13 protein-coding genes, 1 pseudogene and 2 riboswitches are annotated in these 18015 nt (G+C 35.3%); of the genes and pseudogenes, 4 read left to right on the top strand and 10 right to left on the bottom strand.

Annotated elements, in window-relative coordinates; translation table 11 throughout:
• Positions 1-32 precede the first annotated feature (32 nt).
• Positions 33-1664: a nickel ABC transporter substrate-binding protein gene (nikA, locus tag AKG34_RS08535; RefSeq protein WP_053345686.1), complete on the bottom strand. Its 1632-nt coding sequence runs from the start codon at positions 1662-1664 to the stop codon at positions 33-35.
• 155 nt (positions 1665-1819) lie between these two features.
• Positions 1820-2008, bottom strand: a riboswitch (cobalamin riboswitch).
• A 568-nt stretch (positions 2009-2576) separates the two neighbouring features.
• On the opposite strand from nikA, the gene AKG34_RS08530 reads away from it, so the two are divergent.
• Complete coding sequence (locus AKG34_RS08530; RefSeq protein ID WP_152952351.1) at positions 2577-2747, top strand: aspartyl-phosphate phosphatase Spo0E family protein; 171 nt, start codon at positions 2577-2579, stop codon at positions 2745-2747.
• Positions 2748-2832: 85 nt separating this feature from the next.
• Here the strand turns inward: AKG34_RS08530 and AKG34_RS29600 are convergent.
• The 6 genes and pseudogenes from AKG34_RS29600 to AKG34_RS08505 form a co-directional block, all read right to left on the bottom strand.
• A pseudogene (locus AKG34_RS29600) lies at positions 2833-3036 on the bottom strand (FtsW/RodA/SpoVE family cell cycle protein); the annotation flags it as partial.
• Positions 3037-3370: 334 nt separating this feature from the next.
• Positions 3371-4054 (bottom strand): DUF7003 family protein, encoded by a 684-nt coding sequence (locus AKG34_RS28460; RefSeq protein WP_083450718.1) that lies wholly within the window; start codon positions 4052-4054, stop codon positions 3371-3373.
• 191 nt (positions 4055-4245) lie between these two features.
• Positions 4246-6633: a heavy metal translocating P-type ATPase gene (locus tag AKG34_RS08520; RefSeq protein WP_180320473.1), complete on the bottom strand. Its 2388-nt coding sequence runs from the start codon at positions 6631-6633 to the stop codon at positions 4246-4248.
• A gap of 105 nt (positions 6634-6738) precedes the next feature.
• Complete coding sequence (gene copZ, locus AKG34_RS08515) at positions 6739-6945, bottom strand: copper chaperone CopZ (RefSeq protein ID WP_053345683.1); 207 nt, start codon at positions 6943-6945, stop codon at positions 6739-6741.
• 16 nt (positions 6946-6961) lie between these two features.
• Entirely contained in the window at positions 6962-7318 is a 357-nt protein-coding gene (locus AKG34_RS08510) for a metal-sensitive transcriptional regulator (protein WP_083450717.1), read from the bottom strand.
• A 441-nt stretch (positions 7319-7759) separates the two neighbouring features.
• Positions 7760-8953: a nucleoside transporter C-terminal domain-containing protein gene (locus tag AKG34_RS08505; protein WP_053345682.1), complete on the bottom strand. Its 1194-nt coding sequence runs from the start codon at positions 8951-8953 to the stop codon at positions 7760-7762.
• A gap of 218 nt (positions 8954-9171) precedes the next feature.
• A riboswitch (purine riboswitch) is annotated at positions 9172-9275 on the bottom strand.
• A gap of 706 nt (positions 9276-9981) precedes the next feature.
• On the opposite strand from AKG34_RS08505, the gene AKG34_RS08500 reads away from it, so the two are divergent.
• Together AKG34_RS08500 and AKG34_RS08495 are read left to right on the top strand one after the other, a co-directional pair.
• Positions 9982-10863: a permease gene (locus tag AKG34_RS08500; RefSeq protein ID WP_387591929.1), complete on the top strand. Its 882-nt coding sequence runs from the start codon at positions 9982-9984 to the stop codon at positions 10861-10863.
• Positions 10864-10877: 14 nt separating this feature from the next.
• The gene (locus tag AKG34_RS08495) at positions 10878-11714 is read left to right on the top strand and encodes a TIGR03943 family putative permease subunit (RefSeq protein WP_053345680.1); all 837 of its coding nucleotides are present in this window, start codon (positions 10878-10880) and stop codon (positions 11712-11714) included.
• 95 nt (positions 11715-11809) lie between these two features.
• On the opposite strand, the gene AKG34_RS08490 is transcribed toward AKG34_RS08495, so the two are convergent.
• From AKG34_RS08490 to AKG34_RS08480, 3 genes are all read right to left on the bottom strand, one after another.
• Positions 11810-13114 (bottom strand): CitMHS family transporter, encoded by a 1305-nt coding sequence (locus AKG34_RS08490; protein ID WP_053345679.1) that lies wholly within the window; start codon positions 13112-13114, stop codon positions 11810-11812.
• A gap of 419 nt (positions 13115-13533) precedes the next feature.
• Positions 13534-14244 (bottom strand): response regulator, encoded by a 711-nt coding sequence (locus AKG34_RS08485; RefSeq protein WP_053345678.1) that lies wholly within the window; start codon positions 14242-14244, stop codon positions 13534-13536.
• A 2-nt stretch (positions 14245-14246) separates the two neighbouring features.
• Positions 14247-15863, bottom strand: a complete 1617-nt coding sequence (locus tag AKG34_RS08480; protein WP_053345677.1) for an ATP-binding protein — start codon at positions 15861-15863, stop codon at positions 14247-14249.
• Positions 15864-17198: 1335 nt separating this feature from the next.
• Between AKG34_RS08480 and AKG34_RS08475 the strand changes: the two genes are divergently transcribed.
• Positions 17199-17987: a carbon-nitrogen family hydrolase gene (locus AKG34_RS08475; RefSeq protein ID WP_053345676.1), complete on the top strand. Its 789-nt coding sequence runs from the start codon at positions 17199-17201 to the stop codon at positions 17985-17987.
• Positions 17988-18015 lie beyond the last annotated feature (28 nt).

Below are 18015 nucleotides of genomic sequence, written 5' to 3'. Positions count from 1 at the left end.
CACTCCTTAAGTTGTTTTTAAGTATCCCCACTTCAATTAACGTCAATTGAAGTTAAAGGGACCTCAGCTTCTTGAGGTAAAAAATCTACTCCACTAATGTTTTTTTGATACACTGCTATATTAGACTGATAAGATATCGGTAAATATATTGCTTGTTCGTGCAATGTCGTTAATATTTCTGAATATAGTATTTTTCTCTCTTCTTCGTCTGTAGTTAATAATACTTTCTTAATTTTCTGGTCTATTTCTTTTTTTATTGGCAGCCCTAATTGAGCGTTATAATCTGGACCACCATTTTCCGATTTTGTCGTCATAGAAGCTAAAAAGGAATGTGGATCAAACGGTACAGCCCAAGTAGATGTAAATAATAAATCAAATTCACCTTGAAATGCCGTTGTCCAAAAAGTATTAGTTTCTTGACTAGTCAACTTAACATCTATTCCCAGCTTTCTAAAATCACCTTGGGTAAATTCTGCGATTGACTTTTGGATGTTGTCTGTACTATTAAACAGTAATTCCAATTGCAATTCTTTTCCGTCTTTTTCTCTAAATGGTTTCCCCTTCACTTGTTTCCATCCAGCTTCATCCAATAACTGTGTTGCTTTTTCTGCATCATATTCATATGGCTTTATATTAATTTTCGTGTATGGCAAAGTAGGTGGAAACAAAGTATCAGCCTTTTTTTCCATACCATAAAAGATCTTATCAATAACAGCCTGTTTATTAAAAGCATGTTGGAGAGCTAACCGAACTTTAAGATCTTTAGTCGCTTCTCTATTTGAGTTAAGAAGCAGCGTTCTTGTAGCTGTAGGTTCTGACAATTTGGTTTCATATTGCCCTGAATTCTTCAAAAATTGGAATGAATCTTGGCTTATGACCCCTTTTCCAAAAATAAAGTCGAGTTCTTTTTTCTCAAAAGCTAATACTCTTGACTCACCGTCAGTAATGACTTTAACAACCACCTTATCTACTTTAGGTTTAGTACCCCAATACTGTTCATTCCTTTTAAAAACTGCAAACTCATTTTTCTTATATTCGCTCAATACCCACGGTCCTGTGCCAATCGGAGACTTGAGTCCGTCCTTAAATGTGTTTTGACTGTCAGGGAAAGCAGCTTCTCCTACAAATCTCAACGGTCTGATGTAAGTTAGTTCTTGAAGAGTTGGATAATACGCGTTGTTCAAAATAAGTTTAAATGTATATTCATCTATTATTTCAGTACTTTTGATTTGGTTAATTAATTCCACCCATTCATGTTGTTTGCGATTATCTAAAATGGTATCAAAGTTTTTCTTAACGATTGCAGCATTAAAGAGGGAACCATCGGAAAATTTAACATCTTTCCTCAGATGGAATACATATTCTTTTCCATCTTTCGATATATCCCAGCTCTCTGCAAGCCAAGGCTGAATTTCTCCGCCTTCACCGTAATAAACAAGGGATTCATATACCATAGCCTGGGAAAAAAACTCATTCGGAAAATATGTGTGTGGATTTAAGTCTCCTATATCCCCAGGCCATGAAAAAGTAACAACTTTTTGTTTATCTTTATCTGATGTATTTTCTTGATCTATTGTTGTGTCGCTGCAACCAGTAACAAAAATTGTGAAAATTACTAGTAGTCCAACAAAAGAATGGAATAAACTAGACCGTTGTAAAAACATGTTTTCTCACCTTCAATTATGGAATTTTATCTATTTGAAAAATCACGAAATATAAAAAAGCATTTCCAACCAGATTTAACGGTCAGAAATGCTTATAGGTTAAGAACAAATTCGTCTTCTAGCACTCTAACACCTCCCTATCTCCCGTAGGTTTAACAGCATTTTTAGAACGGGCAGGTTTTCTGACTTAGGTTCATCATCTCCATGCGTCTTCCCGGATATTATCCAGTGACTTTCTTGCATAGGACTCACCATTACAGCGGCGGGACCGTGCCGGATTTTGCACCGGCTTCCCTTTTAAATATTCGCTTTTAAACGAATATACCCATTCCAATACTATATGAAATTTTCCCTCATCTTCATAGTAAATAATAGAGCTTGTCTATCCTAAAATTATTTTGTCGAAACCATTTGTTACTTCTTAACACTTTATTAGTTTCATCTCTAAGTAATTTTTGATAAACCCAGCTACTAAACCTATCCATCTAGCAATAAACGAAATACAGTTAGTAAAAAGGAGAATAAACAGGTTCTCTTTAAAATTCAACAAATTTTAAATTCTCCTAAATTATACAGTTTTACGATTACAACTCTCTCAAAATGGAGATATTCACTATATGAAAATAAAATCAAAAAAAGTTTACCTAATACAAATTATATTCGTTATTGCAAATTTATGCTATATCAAATTAAAGTCCTGATGTTTTTTAACGGCTCGTTATGTATGGAAGTAATAATTTTATATATAAATAGTTATCAGTAACGACATATATCGAATGATAGTGAGGAAGATTTGTATTGCTCCCGCCAGAATTTGTTTACTTACTATAATATTTAAAATCATCCTAATTTATGTAATAATAAATATACTACAATAAAGGAAAGGTTTTGAGGGGATTTTCGTTGGAAAGTATGGAACTACTACATAATAAAATAGAGACAATGAGGAAAGAATTAATAAATACAGCCTTGAAGCATGGATTCTCCTCACCAAAAACATTACATTTGAGCCAAGAACTTGATAAACTCTTGAATATACTTGTGCATGAACAGGAGTCGCTAACTCCAATAGGCCTTCAATAAGATGTAAGGGTGCTTCTCCTCTAAGTAAGTAGACTTGAAGCCTGATTGATCATATTTTCTCCTTTCTACCATAGGGCTTCATGGTTCAATAGCGGGAAAACGGTTGGATACTAAGCCCTAAATTCCTAAATCTACTGCTCCTTTTCCATGCTATCGTAACAATTTTATAAATAATAAAGAAATAAGTGGATATAAGTAAACCTGCCTCTATGAATCCAAATTCTTCAGCTACAATTGTAAATATAAAGTCGGTATGTGCTTCAGGAAAATACACATAACTTTGATTAAACCCTTTTCCTTTGAGTCATTCCAGAACCAATCGCTTATATGGATTGCTATAATTGATAACCAATTCCCTTCCCATAGCCAAACGGGTCTAACCCAAAGTACCTTTATGATCTATTCAAATTATATAGACTTGGAATATTATCGATTCAAATCAGTTGGAAAGAAACGTGTGAAAGGCGTGTATCTTATCCAAATGTGAATAGATTTACGACCTTCCATATTAAAAAAAGGCTTTGTTAAAGAACGTTGTTGTTTTTTCTAAAAAAATATTTAAAGAAAAAAGCTCTTTTATGAAAAGGGCTTTTTTAACGTGCTGATTTATTAGGTATTGAAGATTAATCCTCATCTTGGTTTTCAAAATCACTCCACGTCCAATTGGACCAATGAGTGTTTGGCGTGTGAGAATGTACTAAACTTGTATCATTTAGTTCAATAGCTTTGGCAAGACTTTGGAAGAACTTATTTTCACTTGGCTTTTCTTCATCAGTGTGTTCCCATTCATCTATTTGATAAAACAGGTTTAGGTGAGTGTTTACACCAATTTCATTTAATAAATCCGGAGTTGCAAGCCAAAATTTTTCTTTATACTTAGAACTAAAGAAACGAACGAGTTTGGTTGGATTAAATGATTGAGTTTGGAGTCCTATTTGTGCATACTCCTCTTCTTTAGGATTTAAATTGATAAGTTCTCGATTAACAAACATTTTTAAATGGAATGGATTGACTAAAAAGTTATCTTCGTCATCAAACCAATCTTCTTCATTTTCTAAGGTTACAATATTATCAAGACCTATAATGATTCCTTGTTCTTCAGTAACATTACCGTAAACATAAAGGTCATTAGATATATCTTGGTTTTTGTTCACACCTACTATTTCAAATACAATGAGCCAGTTATCTGTTTCTCGAAAAACTGATATTCTGCCCTGGGCTAAGTCGAAATTATAATTATCCAATACAGGAAAATTATAATCTTCAGCAAAGTCATCCAGTATTTGAAGAATTTCATTTGCTTTCATTTATATATCACTCTCCATAAAGTTATATACTACATCTTAATTGTGATTAATGGCAGGATATTCGAAGTATCTTGTAAGTCAAATTAGTGGAAAACAAGCAACTATCAAATATCAACAGAACTATTTAACAGAGCCTAAAAAAAAAGCATTGATACAAGTACCAATGCTTCTCCAAAATATTAATTTTATCTTTAAAGCTTTACCCTTTGTAGTCGAAGTGCATTTATTACTACGGATACAGAACTAAATGCCATGGCAGCACCTGCTAACCAAGGGGCAAGTAGCCCAATAGCCGCAATCGGTATTCCTATTACGTTATAGGCAAAGGCCCAGAACAGGTTTTGTTTAATATTCCGCATGGTTTTTCTACTCATGAGGATAGCATCGGCAATGCTGTTTAAATCCCCACGAATTAAAGTAATATCCGCAGCTTCCATGGCCACGTCTGTCCCCGTCCCGATAGCCATACCAATATCAGCTAGGGCAAGTGCTGGTGCATCATTGATTCCATCTCCAACCATAGCCACTTTCTTTCCAGCTGCTTGAAGTTTTTTCACTTCTTCCGCTTTCCCTTCAGGAAGTACTTCCGCAATGACCTGGTCAATGCCAACTTGGTTTCCGATGGCATGAGCAGTCCTTTGATTATCACCCGTTATCATGATGACCTGAATATCCATCTCTTTTAACCTTTTTATGGCTGTTTGAGAAGTGTCTTTTATGGTATCCGCCACAGCAATAAGACCTGCATATTCACCATCAATGCTAGCCAGCATCGCGGTTTTACCTTGCCCTTCAAGGTCTTCCATGGCCGGTAGTGCTTTTGTAATATCCACGTTGTTTTGCTTCATTAATTTCCGTGTACCCACCAGTAACACTTTTTGATCCACAACAGCTTTTACCCCGTAACCTGGAATAGCTTCGAATTCCTGAGCCAATGCAAGTGATATTTTTCTTTCTTGAATTCCTTGAACAATTGATTGTGCAAGTGGGTGTTCAGATTGTTTTTCAGCGGCCCCGATAAGAGATAAAAAGTGTTGTTCACCCATTCCATTTTCGATGAGGACATCGGTTAACACTGGTGTACCATTAGTAACAGTTCCCGTTTTGTCTAAAATAACCGTATCAATATGGTGAGTAGTTTCCAGGTGTTCTCCGCCTTTAAATAAAATACCGAACTCTGCAGCACGCCCTGACCCGGCCATGATTGATGTTGGGGTAGCCAAACCTAAAGCACAGGGGCAAGCTATTACAAGCACCGCAATCATCGCTTCAAAAGCTGGTGTAAATTCACCAGGATTAACCCAGATCATCCATACGAGAAAAGTTAAAAGGGCGATTCCGACAACAATGGGTACGAAAACTCCAGAAATTTGGTCAGCGAGCCTTTGAATTGGAGCTTTAGACCCTTGAGCGTCTTCTACCACCTTGATGATTTGTGAAAGAGCGGTATCTCTGCCGATTTTTGTGGCCTTCATTTTGAGAAAACCATTTTTATTCAGGGTTGATCCAATCACAGTATCTCCCATGCTTTTATCTACTGGAATGCTTTCTCCTGTTAACATGGATTCATCGACGGCAGAGTTCCCTTCGACTACCTCTCCATCCACCGGGATTTTTTCACCTGGCTTCACCAAAACTGTATCTCCAACAATGACTTCTTCTAGAGGTATTTCGCGCTCTTCACCATTCCTCAGCACCAAAGCCGTTTTGGCCTGAAGTCCCATCAATTTTTTAATGGCTTCTGATGAACGTCCTTTTGCTTTTGCTTCAAAGAGCTTCCCTAAAAGAATGAGGGTGATAAGGATGGCACTAGTTTCAAAATATAGTTGTGCAGTATGGTGGTGGACTCCAATGGCGATGATCGATTGATAGACACTATAAAAATAGGCAGCGGACGTTCCCATTGCAACTAAAACATCCATATTCGCACTTTTGTTTTTCAAAGCCTTATATGCCCCTACATAGAATTGCTTACCAATGATGAATTGCACAGGCGTTGCGAACGCCATTTGCACCCATGGGTTCATGAGGAAATCCGGCATATAAATAAACGAAGTAAAACTAAAATGACTTACCATCGCCCATAACAACGGGAATGACAAAATAACGGCGAAAATAAATTTTCTCTTTTGTTTTTGAATTTCTTTCTGGCGAAAATCCACCGATTCCTTGTTGTCATCCTTGATGATCGCCCCGTAACCCAACTTTTCCACTCGTTGAATAATATCAATTGGGGAAGCTTCAGAAGGATCATATTCAACGGTCGCGTTTTCAAGTGCCAGGTTTACATTGGCCTTGGATACTCCATCCATCTTATTTAGCCCTTTTTCAATTCGTGTTGCACAGGCCGCGCAGGTCATTCCCGTAATGGTAAACTCTTTTTTCTCTTTTACCACATCATAGCCAAGATCTTGAATTTTCTTTTCAAAGTCCTGGGTACTTAACTTTTCTGCATCATAAGTAATGACTGATTTTTCAAGGGCCAAATTAACAGTGGCCTCTTCAACACCTTCCATTCTATTTAACCCTTTTTCAATTCGTGTTGCACAGGCCGCGCAGGTCATTCCTGAAATTTGCATACTTGTTTCTTTTATATGGTTGCTCACTTTTATTCCCGCCCCTTTATACCACCGTGGGGTATAATTTATTGTAAAAAAGAAGTGCTTTAAAAGCACCCTTATTCCTTATTCAACATCGTAGCCTTGATCATCAATGGTTTCTTTTATTTTTTCAAGTGATACTTTTTCATTATCAAACGCAACATCTACTTTTCCTGCGTCTAAATGTACTTTTACACTTTCTACACCCGAAAGCTTTCCTACATTCCCTTCAACTGCATTCACACAATGACCACATGACATTCCTGTTACCTTCAATGTTACGTTTTCCACCCTAACCACTTCTCCTTTATTTTTTCATTAATTTTTGTATCGTTACTAGCACTTCGTCAATGACCTCGGTATCCCCATCATTCAGTCGGTCTACCACACAATTTCTTAAATGACCTTCTAATAAAATCTTTGCCACACTATTCATGGCACTTTGTGTGGCAGCTATCTGAGTAATAACATCATCACAATAAGTATCTTTTTCGATAAGACCCTTAATACCTCGAATTTGACCTTCGATACGATTTAAGCGGGTCGTTAAATTCTTTTTCACTACTTCAGAGTGATGACTTTTTCGGCCGTGGGAAGAGGTAATACTGCATTCGTCATTTTCATTTTCAATGAATGAATCTTGCTCATTTATTTTTTTATCCATCTCTCACCCCTCCTTTAAATCATAATACCATACCCCCCTATCCTATGCAAAGAAAGAAGCTTATGTGTCAATATTATGTTAATATTTCTTTATTCTTTGCTTTTGAAGGATATCTATTCCTTAGAAATCTGTTTAACAAAACCACACACAAAATACCCCATGTGAAGCTAAACAAAAGGTTGAACTACCTGAGTCTTCTAGCGATGCAAATAAAAACACTCATCTCCGGAGAAATGAGTGTTTTTAGGTCCTACTACCCTAGGCTGGAATAATCCCGATTAAGTTCAACGGGTTTCTATTTTTCACCTGCAAGTTGGTTGTCTGTTCTAAAATTGTAGTTAACACACCGAAATTAATAGATATATTTGTTTTCAAATAAAGAGTGGTCTTACTACGTACCTTTTAGTTGATTACACGACAAAGTCATATGTTTTTTATTGATTACCAAACAAATAATCCTACAATCATAGCACTTAACAAGGAGACAGCCATCCCGCTAAGTAACAACTTCCAAACATTCCTTCCGATGATGTTCGATTTCTCATCATTAAGGATGGAATTGAATGTTCCATAAATCATGCCTACTGTACTGAAGTTGGCAAATGACGTCAGATAAGTGACAGCAACAGCTACTGTATGCGGGGGTAGTGTACTGATTTTATCTTTTAAATCGAGCAAGGCAACGAACTCATTCGTGGCAAGCTTGATTCCCATCAATTGAGCGACATACATGGCATCATGTCCAGTTAATCCAAGCAGGAATGCAAATGGACTAAAAATCACAGAGAAGATTTTTTGAATGGTCAGGCCATCCACAAAGAAACCAAATATCCCATTCAAGCTTGCTGTTAACGCCACATAACCGATAACCATTGCCATGATGACGAAAACCATCTTGGCTCCCACTAGCATGCTGTTAGAAATGGTGGAAAAGAAATCTTTACGTTCCTCTTTAGTAGGAACATAAACGACATCTTCTTCTTTACTGACACTGACTGGGTTGAGCATGTTTGCAATCAGCAAGGCATTTAAACAGTTTAAAGGAATGGCGACAAATACATATGTTGCAGGTACCATGGATAAATATGCTCCAATAATGGAACCACTGATACTACTCATACTCATTATTCCAAATGTCAATAAACGCTGATCTTTAATCGCAGCGAGTTGAATCCGGAGAACGGCAAGTGCCTCTGTATTTCCAAGAAACATCATCTGGATGGAAAAGAAACTTTCAAGTTTTGGCAACCTAGACACTTTTGAAATGAGCCATCCTACTTTATCGATAATCCATGTGAGTATACCGAAATACGATAAAATATCAAAAAACGTTATAATAAAAATAATTGGCATTAAGGCGCTGAAAAAGAAATCAACTTGCTCATTTGCCATAACAGACGGAAAGACAAAAGAAATCCCTTCATTTGCACATGAAATCAACCAAGTAAAGAAAGATGCAATTTGATTAATGACCCATGCCCCTATTTTAGTCGATAACATAAACCAAGTAATAAGTAACTCTAACACTAACAAGCTAAGAATGGCTTTCCAATTAACATTTCTTTTATTAGGTGAACAAAGGTAAACGATGCCCATCACAACTAAAACACCTAGTATATTCAACAAAAAATACATGCTATCATCCCCTTTGATTTATCTTTTCCAATTTTTTAATATAAAAAGCATTATTTAATATAAAAAGCCCTTATTTTTCACACTTTCAGCCACAGGACAGAAAGAATGAAAAATAAGAGCTTTTAAAAACAAAGTATCTTGAGTCAAATAAGAACCTTTTATAAGCAGCAATATCAAACTTACTTATGGAACGAGTGACTAAATACCTGTTAGGCCTCTTTTATTTCATACTTCCCTGTAGTCCGGCATTTTTATGGCAGCCAGGTAGAAACTATCAGACCATTTACACTGATATTATACAAGGATATTAATTTAACGCGTTTTATAGGAATGAGTAACATTGTAAATTAATTTATTTGTAAATACAATACACTTTCTTATAATCCGAATTATTATATTAATATATTTTTTCAGATAATTAACGAAGGAAATATTTTTCCCACCATCAATTCATCTCCTTTACAGTATGTTAGCCATTACAACTTCTCCTCAATAATATTAGTTGTTAATTACTTCCAAGGAGCAAAGTCAGCAACAATCAGCTGAAAGTAAATATTAAAAATAAAAGGCTAAAACCCTTGATGCATCAAGGATTTCAGCCTTTCCAATAAGTAGTCCTGTAGTGGAATTGAATAAATAGAGTTCATTAAAGTAAGTCTAGACTTCATAAAAAGCTACCGTCTTTATTATAGCTTTTCTATACATTCTCAACGTTAACCAATGTTATAATCCTCCCGATTCATAGATTGTTGAAATGGCTCTGCGTGACTGATCCTAATGTTTACAGAACTTTGCAAAATTATGCTTTGATGTAGGAAATACCACTTTGACCCTTCCAGCGGTAAAAAGTTGCTTCTCTCGTATACCTGTTAACCTTTCTTTTAAACCTGGATACATTCCGCAATATTCCTACTTTACCTATATTCTCTTACTCAATCGAGTTCTAGACTATTATTCCAGAAATAAAAAATTGACTTCCCTTTATAACAAAACTAATATGGATAAGTCAGCTTTATGGAAGGTGGTTTATGATGAACTATCAGGCACTTTTGCAAATGAATACCATTTTTATTAGCATCCTAATTGAATCCCTTCCCTTCATCCTATTGGGAGTCCTTATATCTGGAATAATCCAAATGTTTGTGTCTGAAGAGATGATTGCAAAGATTATACCAAAAAACCCAGTCTTGTCTGTCTTATACGCAATAGGTGCAGGAGTCTTATTTCTTGCATGCGAGTGTGGAATTGTCCCGATTACCCGCCGCTTAATTGCTAAAGGTGTTCCTCTTTCAGCGGCCATTGCCTTTATGCTTTCTGCACCTATTCTTAATCCCATTGTTCTGTTTTCTACTTATATTGCGTTTGGGAATAGTTGGAGTATGGTTTTCTATCGTGGCGGAATTGCATTTTTGGTCGTCATTATTATTGCATGCATCCTATCCTTTCAATTTAAAACTAATCAACTGAAACATGATCATATAGGACATACCCATCACCATTCTCATACATTTACAGACAAAGTAAAAGGAATGTTTAGACACTCGATTGAAGAGTTCTTTTCTGTAGGAAAATATTTAATTATTGGCGCACTTCTGGCAGCCGCCATTCAAACCTTTTTGAAAACATCCCTATTGCTTGAAATTGGTCAAGGAAATCTATCAGGGAATGTAGTAATGATGGCTTTGTCTTATGTCATGTCCTTGTGTTCTCAAGCAGACGCCTTTGTTGCAAGTTCTTTTAGAAGTACCTTTTCGACCTCTTCCCTAGTTGCTTTTCTTGTATTTGGGGCCATGTTCGATATCAAAAATACGATAATGCTTTTAGGTACGTTTAAAACAAAATTTGTTTTATGCTTGATGGCCTATATATTTATTTCCGTACTTGGCTTAACATTATTGTTTATTTCTTAAAGAGGGTGTTATATATGGTTCGTTTATTTATATTACTTGGACTTACTTTTTTATTTATGCATTTACACGCCTCAGGGAATATATCGAAATATATTAATATGGAGTACTCTTATGTTTCACAGATTGCTATCTATATCCTTGCTATTTTTACGTTAATGGGCTCTTACCTTTATTTAAAAGAAGGAGATCAAGAAGAGTGTGAAGAGTGTCATCAAGGACATGATCACTCTCATGAAAACAAGGTATGGAAAAAAATCCTTACTTACTCGCTATTTTTGATTCCCATTTTCACCGGCCTTTTTCTGCCTGTTGCCACGATGGATTCAAATATCGTAGAAAAAAAAGGATTTCATTTCCCAGTATACGATGACACAGATGAATATAGTCAGCATCAATTTCTGCAGCCTGATACGAGTCTTTATTATGGTAAGGATGACTATTTAACTTTAATGGACCAGTCACTCAAAAGCTTAGTCGAACATAATAGAATTCATTTAACCGACGAAAACTACCTTACCGATTTAGAAGCCATCTACTACTCTCCTGGAAAGTTCACCGGTAAACAAATTACGTTAACCGGATTTTCCTATAATTCAGAGGATGTAGCCAAAAACCAGGTATTTCTGTTTCGTTTCGGTATCATTCACTGTGTCGCAGATTCTGGGGCATTCGGTATGTTAATTGAATTTCCGGAAGGGATGAATCCTAAAAATGATGAGTGGTATTCCGTGACAGGAGAATTAGAAACCATTTATTATCAGCCATTTAAGAAAACCATTCCGATACTCAAAGTATCATCATATAATAAAACCGTTGAACCTAAGGATCCATATGTATATAGACAATATTAGGAACTTAGCCATTAAAAGGTAAGGATACGATATCCTTACCTTTCTTTGTAAAAACCTATAAAGTTCAACATATAACAATTCCGCAATATTTATATTTATATGGAAATAACCCCTAAAACTAATGCCGCAATAGTCATAACTGCAGTGGTTCCTAACGCCCACTTTATAGCAAATCTCTGCAGATCTCCAAATTCAATCCCAACCATCCCTATTAGCAAGTGTGCAGCTGCAACTAAAGGACTAATTACATGTAAGGGTTGACCTAATATAGAGGCACGCCCAATTTCGGCAGCACTAATTCCATAAGCCTCGGCTGCTTGAGCTATAATTGGAAGAACTCCAAAATAAAAAGCATTATTTGACATAAAAAAGGTAAACGGAGCGCTTAAAAATGCTACTATTACTGGTAAGTAAGGTCCTAATGCATCCGGAATTAATGAAACTAATGTATTAGCCATTGCATCAATCATTTCCGTTCCTGACATAATTCCTGTAAAAATCCCTGCCGCAATAACAATTGAAACTACTGCTACTGCATTGCTAGCATGGGAAGAGATACGTTTTTGTTGATCCTTTACAAGTGGATAATTCACCAACAAAGCAATTGCAAAAGCAACCATAAACAAAATCATAAACGACATAAAATCCATTATTAAACAAACCATTAGTACCAAGGTTAATAGAAAGTTGAACCACACTAGTTTAGGGCGACGATAATCTATTTGCTCTATTGTTGCTGCCAACTCTAATTTGGTATCTTGTTGAGTGGAATATTGTATTTCCATTATTCCTAATCTCTTCCGTTCTCTTTTGCCTAAAGTAAATGCTACAAAAAGTACCCATAGAAGACCAAAGCCCATTACAGGAATGAGTGGAATGAACAATTCAGAAGCCTCTATATTTAATGAACTCATGGCCATTGCAGAAGCCCCGCCCCATGGTGTCATATTCATTACGCCCATTGATAACATGGCCACTGCTGCTAGTATTAGCGGGTTCATATTAAGCCGTTTATAAAGCGGTAATAATGACGACACAGTAATCATATATGTAGTGGTCCCATCTCCGTCTAAGGCAACGAGCATAGAGAGGACCGCTGTACCCACAACTATTTTTAAAGGGTCTCCCTTTACCACTTTCAATATTTGAGCAATAAGAGGGTCGAATAATCCTGAATCGATCATAAGTCCAAAGTATAAGATGGCAAAAAATATCATAATGGCTGTAGGGGCTATATCTTTCACTCCCTCCACCATCATAGGTCCCATTCCTTTAGCAAAACCACCAATTAACCCAAATACTATGGGTACAAGCATAAGGGCCACAAGTGGAGTAAGTCGTTTAGTCATAATTAAATACATAAAAACTGCAACCATAGAAAATCCCAAAAAAGATAGCATTAGTGTATATCCTCCTTTATAGTTGATAACTCTTTCAAAAAAAAATAAAAATGTACTCTTTTTTTAAAACGCAAGATGACTTTTTCTACTTAATTAGTACATCATTCTTTTTAAATCCGAGTGAATAAATGTAAATTTGTAAAATGAAAAATAATGAGTATTAAGTACAATCATCTAGCTTGAAAGCGCTTCCTAATAAGAAGATTATCATTGATAATTTTTTATGAATATAAAAGATAAATAAGTTTACTATCTTTTATAAAGATAGTTTTTTTTATTTTTTTCATGAAACGGTTTATGATTTGTTTTCTGATGGTTTCTAAAAGTAAAATAAATAACTAACGCATATTTTGAATACAAAAAAAACGAGTAATAGATCACTTATAGTCATCCATTACTCGAGTTATAATTCGTAGTATCTATTCTTTTGTGATTTTCAATTTATATTTTCTTTCTGGACGACCAACGGTTCCATAAGTGATTTCAATCTCCATTTCATCACAAGAAACTAAGTACTCTAAATATCTCCGCATCGTTGAATAACTAATGCCAACCATTTGTCCAAGTTCATCTGCATTTAAACTACCCGTTATCTCTTGAATTTTATTTCTGACTATCTTTAAGGTATGCTTATCGATCCCTTTTGGAAAATTTTCTATGTTAATTTCTTCTTTTTTGTTCTGCTTATTGTTTCTTCCAAAAAAGAAGTCCACTTTATCTTGATCAATTAATTTATCGCTATGGAGGTGGATTCTCGTAAGCTCGTACTGCTTAAGTGTAGATAAAAATTTGTCAATGATAATAGGTTTGATTAAATAACCAAATGCACCCCCTCGAATAGCTTCACTTACTGTTTCAGTATCATTTGCAGCTGTGATAAGAATGACATCAATTCCTCGATACTTCTTTCTAATTTCCCTAAGAAGCTCGACCCCATTGATGTCCGGTAAAAAAACATCTAACAAAATTAATTCCGGGGTAAAAATTTGTAATAACTCTAATGCTTGTTCTCCTGAACTTGCTGTGGCAATTACACTAAAATGGTCTAATTTACGAGTGAATTGCTCGTATATCTTTACTGCAACTTCATCATCTTCCACAATCATAACCGTAATAGGCTTTTTAGACATAATCACTCTTCCTTTTTCAACGATGTTCTCTTAGGTATCACGATTGTAAATCTTGCCCCTCCTAAAGGGCTGTTATCGATATAAATTTCACCATTAAATAAAGCAATTGAACTTTTTACAATGGCTAAGCCAATCCCATGGTTTTCTCCATTCTTAGTTGTGTATCCGTCTATAAAAATAGTAGATGCCATTTCTTTTTGTACTCCTGCTCCATTATCTTCAACGTCAAAAATAATATCTTTCCCTAAGTCAGTAAATGAAACTTTAACCTGACCGTTCATTCCATTCTTTACCCTAGCAGCTTCTAATGCGTTGTCAATAATATTCCCTATAATAGGGACTAAGTTTTTAGAATCTTCAATAGTTAAAACACTCGTTAAGTTGCTTTCATGTTCAAAATGTAGACTCACTTTTAATTCTTTGGAACGATTGACCTTACCAAGCAAACATGCAGCTATTAATGGATCTTTTACTGATGATACAAGGAAAGAAATTATATCTTGCCGTTCCTTTACCTCTGATGAGATTATTTCCCTTGCTCTATCGTATTGCTTTAAGATTAATAATCCGTAAATTGTGTTTAATTTGTTAAGAAATTCATGATTTTGTGCTCTCATATTCTCCGAAAAAGTTTTAATCTTTGAAACTTCAGTAGTTAACTGTTCAATTTCGGATATCGTCCTAATTGTTAATACGATCCCTTTTACTTCATTTTGTTTTAAGATAGGAGATAAGTCCAAAATATAGAGCTGATGGCCAAGTAATAAGTTTTTATTAGCAAGACCTGCTTTTTTATTAATTACCTCTTTAATGAGTTCATTTAAATGCTCGTTTTTAATTATCCCACCGACTACTAGCGAATGATCACGAAATAATTCACGTGCTCTTTTATTCATTGAAGTAACTCGTTCTTCAATGTTAACAGTAACTGTTGCGTCCCGAATGGATTCAAGTGTTGCCTCTTTTTCTCTAAAAAGATAGGAGATTTCTTCGGGCTCGAGCCCGAAAATAAGTTTTTTAACGCGTCGAGCAATAAATATAGCCCCCATCACTCCGAATATAAGTGGGATCAAGGATAATTTTATAAACTTCACCCTATACTCAAACACCTGTTTTTCTATATTATTCACTAAAAATCCTACGGAAGAAACGCCAATAACCTCTCCCTTATTATTCCATATAGGGGTCTTTGCTTTAATTGCAGGACCTGAAATCCCATTACCCTTATAAATAACGGACTCGTGTCTTTTGAGCGTAGCATCATTGCTTGTTACGGTATGTTTACCGATGTAATTAGGATTAGGATGTGAGTAGCGTATTCCATTCAAATTAGCAACAGTAACATAATCTGCTCCAGTCGTTTTACGAATATGTTCTGCAACAGCCTGAATCTTTTCTGAAGGATACCGTTCATCAAAAGCCTGGATAATCGTATTATTATTAGCAGTTAATTCTGCAACGGTCATCGCCTCTTGACCTATGTAATGCTCTATTATTTCATCAATCATTCCAGAAAAAAGTGTGCTTACGAGAAATGTACTAATAAACACAACAAATGTAATGAGCAAAGTCAGCTGAGTTAACAGATTTATTCGAATTTTCTTAGCGATTATATACATAGAAGCGCCTCATATTTATTTACATTTAAAATTTAAACCTAATAACTCATTGAAAGATTGTATAAACAAGAATATCATTGCCATAAAAAAAGCGAAACCCTTTGTCATTCAAGGCTTCACTTGTCATTTAATATCTATCCTTGTGTTTTTCCTTTACACATTTTCATAGCTTTTCAAGAGGATATATCAAGATTTCTTTAATCCTGAGATTTTATTCAGGACTTGAGTCAATTATTGAACGATAAGATTATCAACAATGGTCTGAGCGTTAAAAATAGCTTACCGGATGCTATTTACTACAAGACAAAAAGAGCAATCTTAAGATTACTCTCTCTTTTGTTTATGAGTTTTTATATTCTATTTGCAAACTGAGTTTGTATATAAATCTATTCATTTCATAAAAAGATTGGCTCTCATTACCTCTAATATACGTCTGCTTTGTAAATAATCTTGTTCCCGTTCTTGTTCAACCTTTATACGTTGCTCCAGTTTTTGAGCATATTGTGCATAACCGATCCCATGAGCCCGAAACATAGCTTTTTCCATTGCCAACGTGTACGTTAAATCGAGAAAATTAATGAAGAATCAATCCTTTCTATATTTAATATCGTACACATCCTATCATTGAATGAGAAAACATGCAAAACTGCTCTGGACCTATATTTACTGATAATCGGGCTTCTGAACGATTGGTCTTCATTCAGTGCATGTAAACGCCATATCCCTCCATTTCCCTTTATTTCCCTTTTCTGCATCATATATTTTTTTACATTCTTTTCTTCATCATTTAATAGGAGTGACTTAATAAAATCTTAAAAGTATGGTCTTCAAAGTGATGAGTAAAAATGTATATTTCCTCTATATTTGATATCGATACCGGTCTAAAAAGCTCATTAAGTAAAACGTTCTAACATTATAATACGAACCACCCCTTAGCCTACAAAAGAGAGAATCTGCATCATAAATTGATCAAGATATATTTTAACTGCTTAATAAATGTAAAGAAGGATATGTATAACAATCTTATTACTTTAAATTGACTGAATTTTCATGTTTGTACTAATAGTTAGTGAATGAACAAGAAAAAGAATATATACTTGAAGACAGAGAACTTGTCGAAACCGCTAAAGTTAGAGTGTTCCATATCAGGTTGGATGAACTTGTGGAGAAATCTAGGAGCATTTGTCTCACCGTTATTATGTGGATGGTTAGCAGAAATTTTGGGTTGGCATATCACATTAGGAGTAACTGTAATCCTTGTGTTTTTGCAGCTATCTTATGGTTGTTTGTGAAACCAGTTACTTCATTATTTAATAGTATTGAGGAGTGAATAATATGAATTATTTAGTATTTCAGATGGGTTTAGAAGTTGGGAATCCAAAAGAGAATAGGAAAATCATTGAACGCTGGTTAGAAGCTAACTATAGTGATGATTTGGATGTTGTAGTACTTCCTGAAATGTGGTCTACGGGTTATGCGTTAGAAGAATTGAAAGAAATCTGCAAAGAGGATGGTAATCGATCGATTGAATTTTTACAATCACTGGGTAAGAGGTTTAATGTAAACTTGGTAGGTGGCTCGATTGCCGTATTAGACGGTAAAGATATCTTTAATCGTGCGGTTATTGTAAATCGAATGGGTGAGATTGTTCACACATATGACAAGATGCACCTTGTTCCGATGTTAGATGAGCCCAAGTTTTTAACGGGCGGTCATAATCAAGTTAAAGTATTCGAACTTGAAGGTGTGAAGATGGGGATTATTATTTGTTACGATTTACGATTCCCTGAAATTATTCGTGACTTAGCATTACAAGGTATTCAAGTATTACATATCGTAGCAGAATGGCCACTCGCAAGGGAAACACATTGGAATATATTACTTCGTGCGCGTGCAATTGAGAACCAAATGTATGTTGTTGCATCAAATGTGGTGGGAACAAAGTTAGGAGTAGAATTCGCAGGTTCCTCACAAATTGTAGATCCCTGGGGAGACGTTGTTCAGAAATTAAATCAAGAAGTTGGTGAATTAAAGGCCACTTTAGATTTAGAGAAAGTACCGCAAATAAGAAAAGAAGTTCCTATATTCGATTCCAGAGTACCAGAGAAGTATAGAAAGTTATAAAGTAGACGCTACTTCAGAGTTCAAACTT

This window comes from Peribacillus butanolivorans (assembly GCF_001273755.1).
Classification (GTDB): Bacteria; Bacillota; Bacilli; order Bacillales; family DSM-1321; genus Peribacillus; species Peribacillus butanolivorans.
Note: the sequence above shows the minus strand (reverse complement) of the source record. Positions and strands in the feature narration are given on the sequence as shown.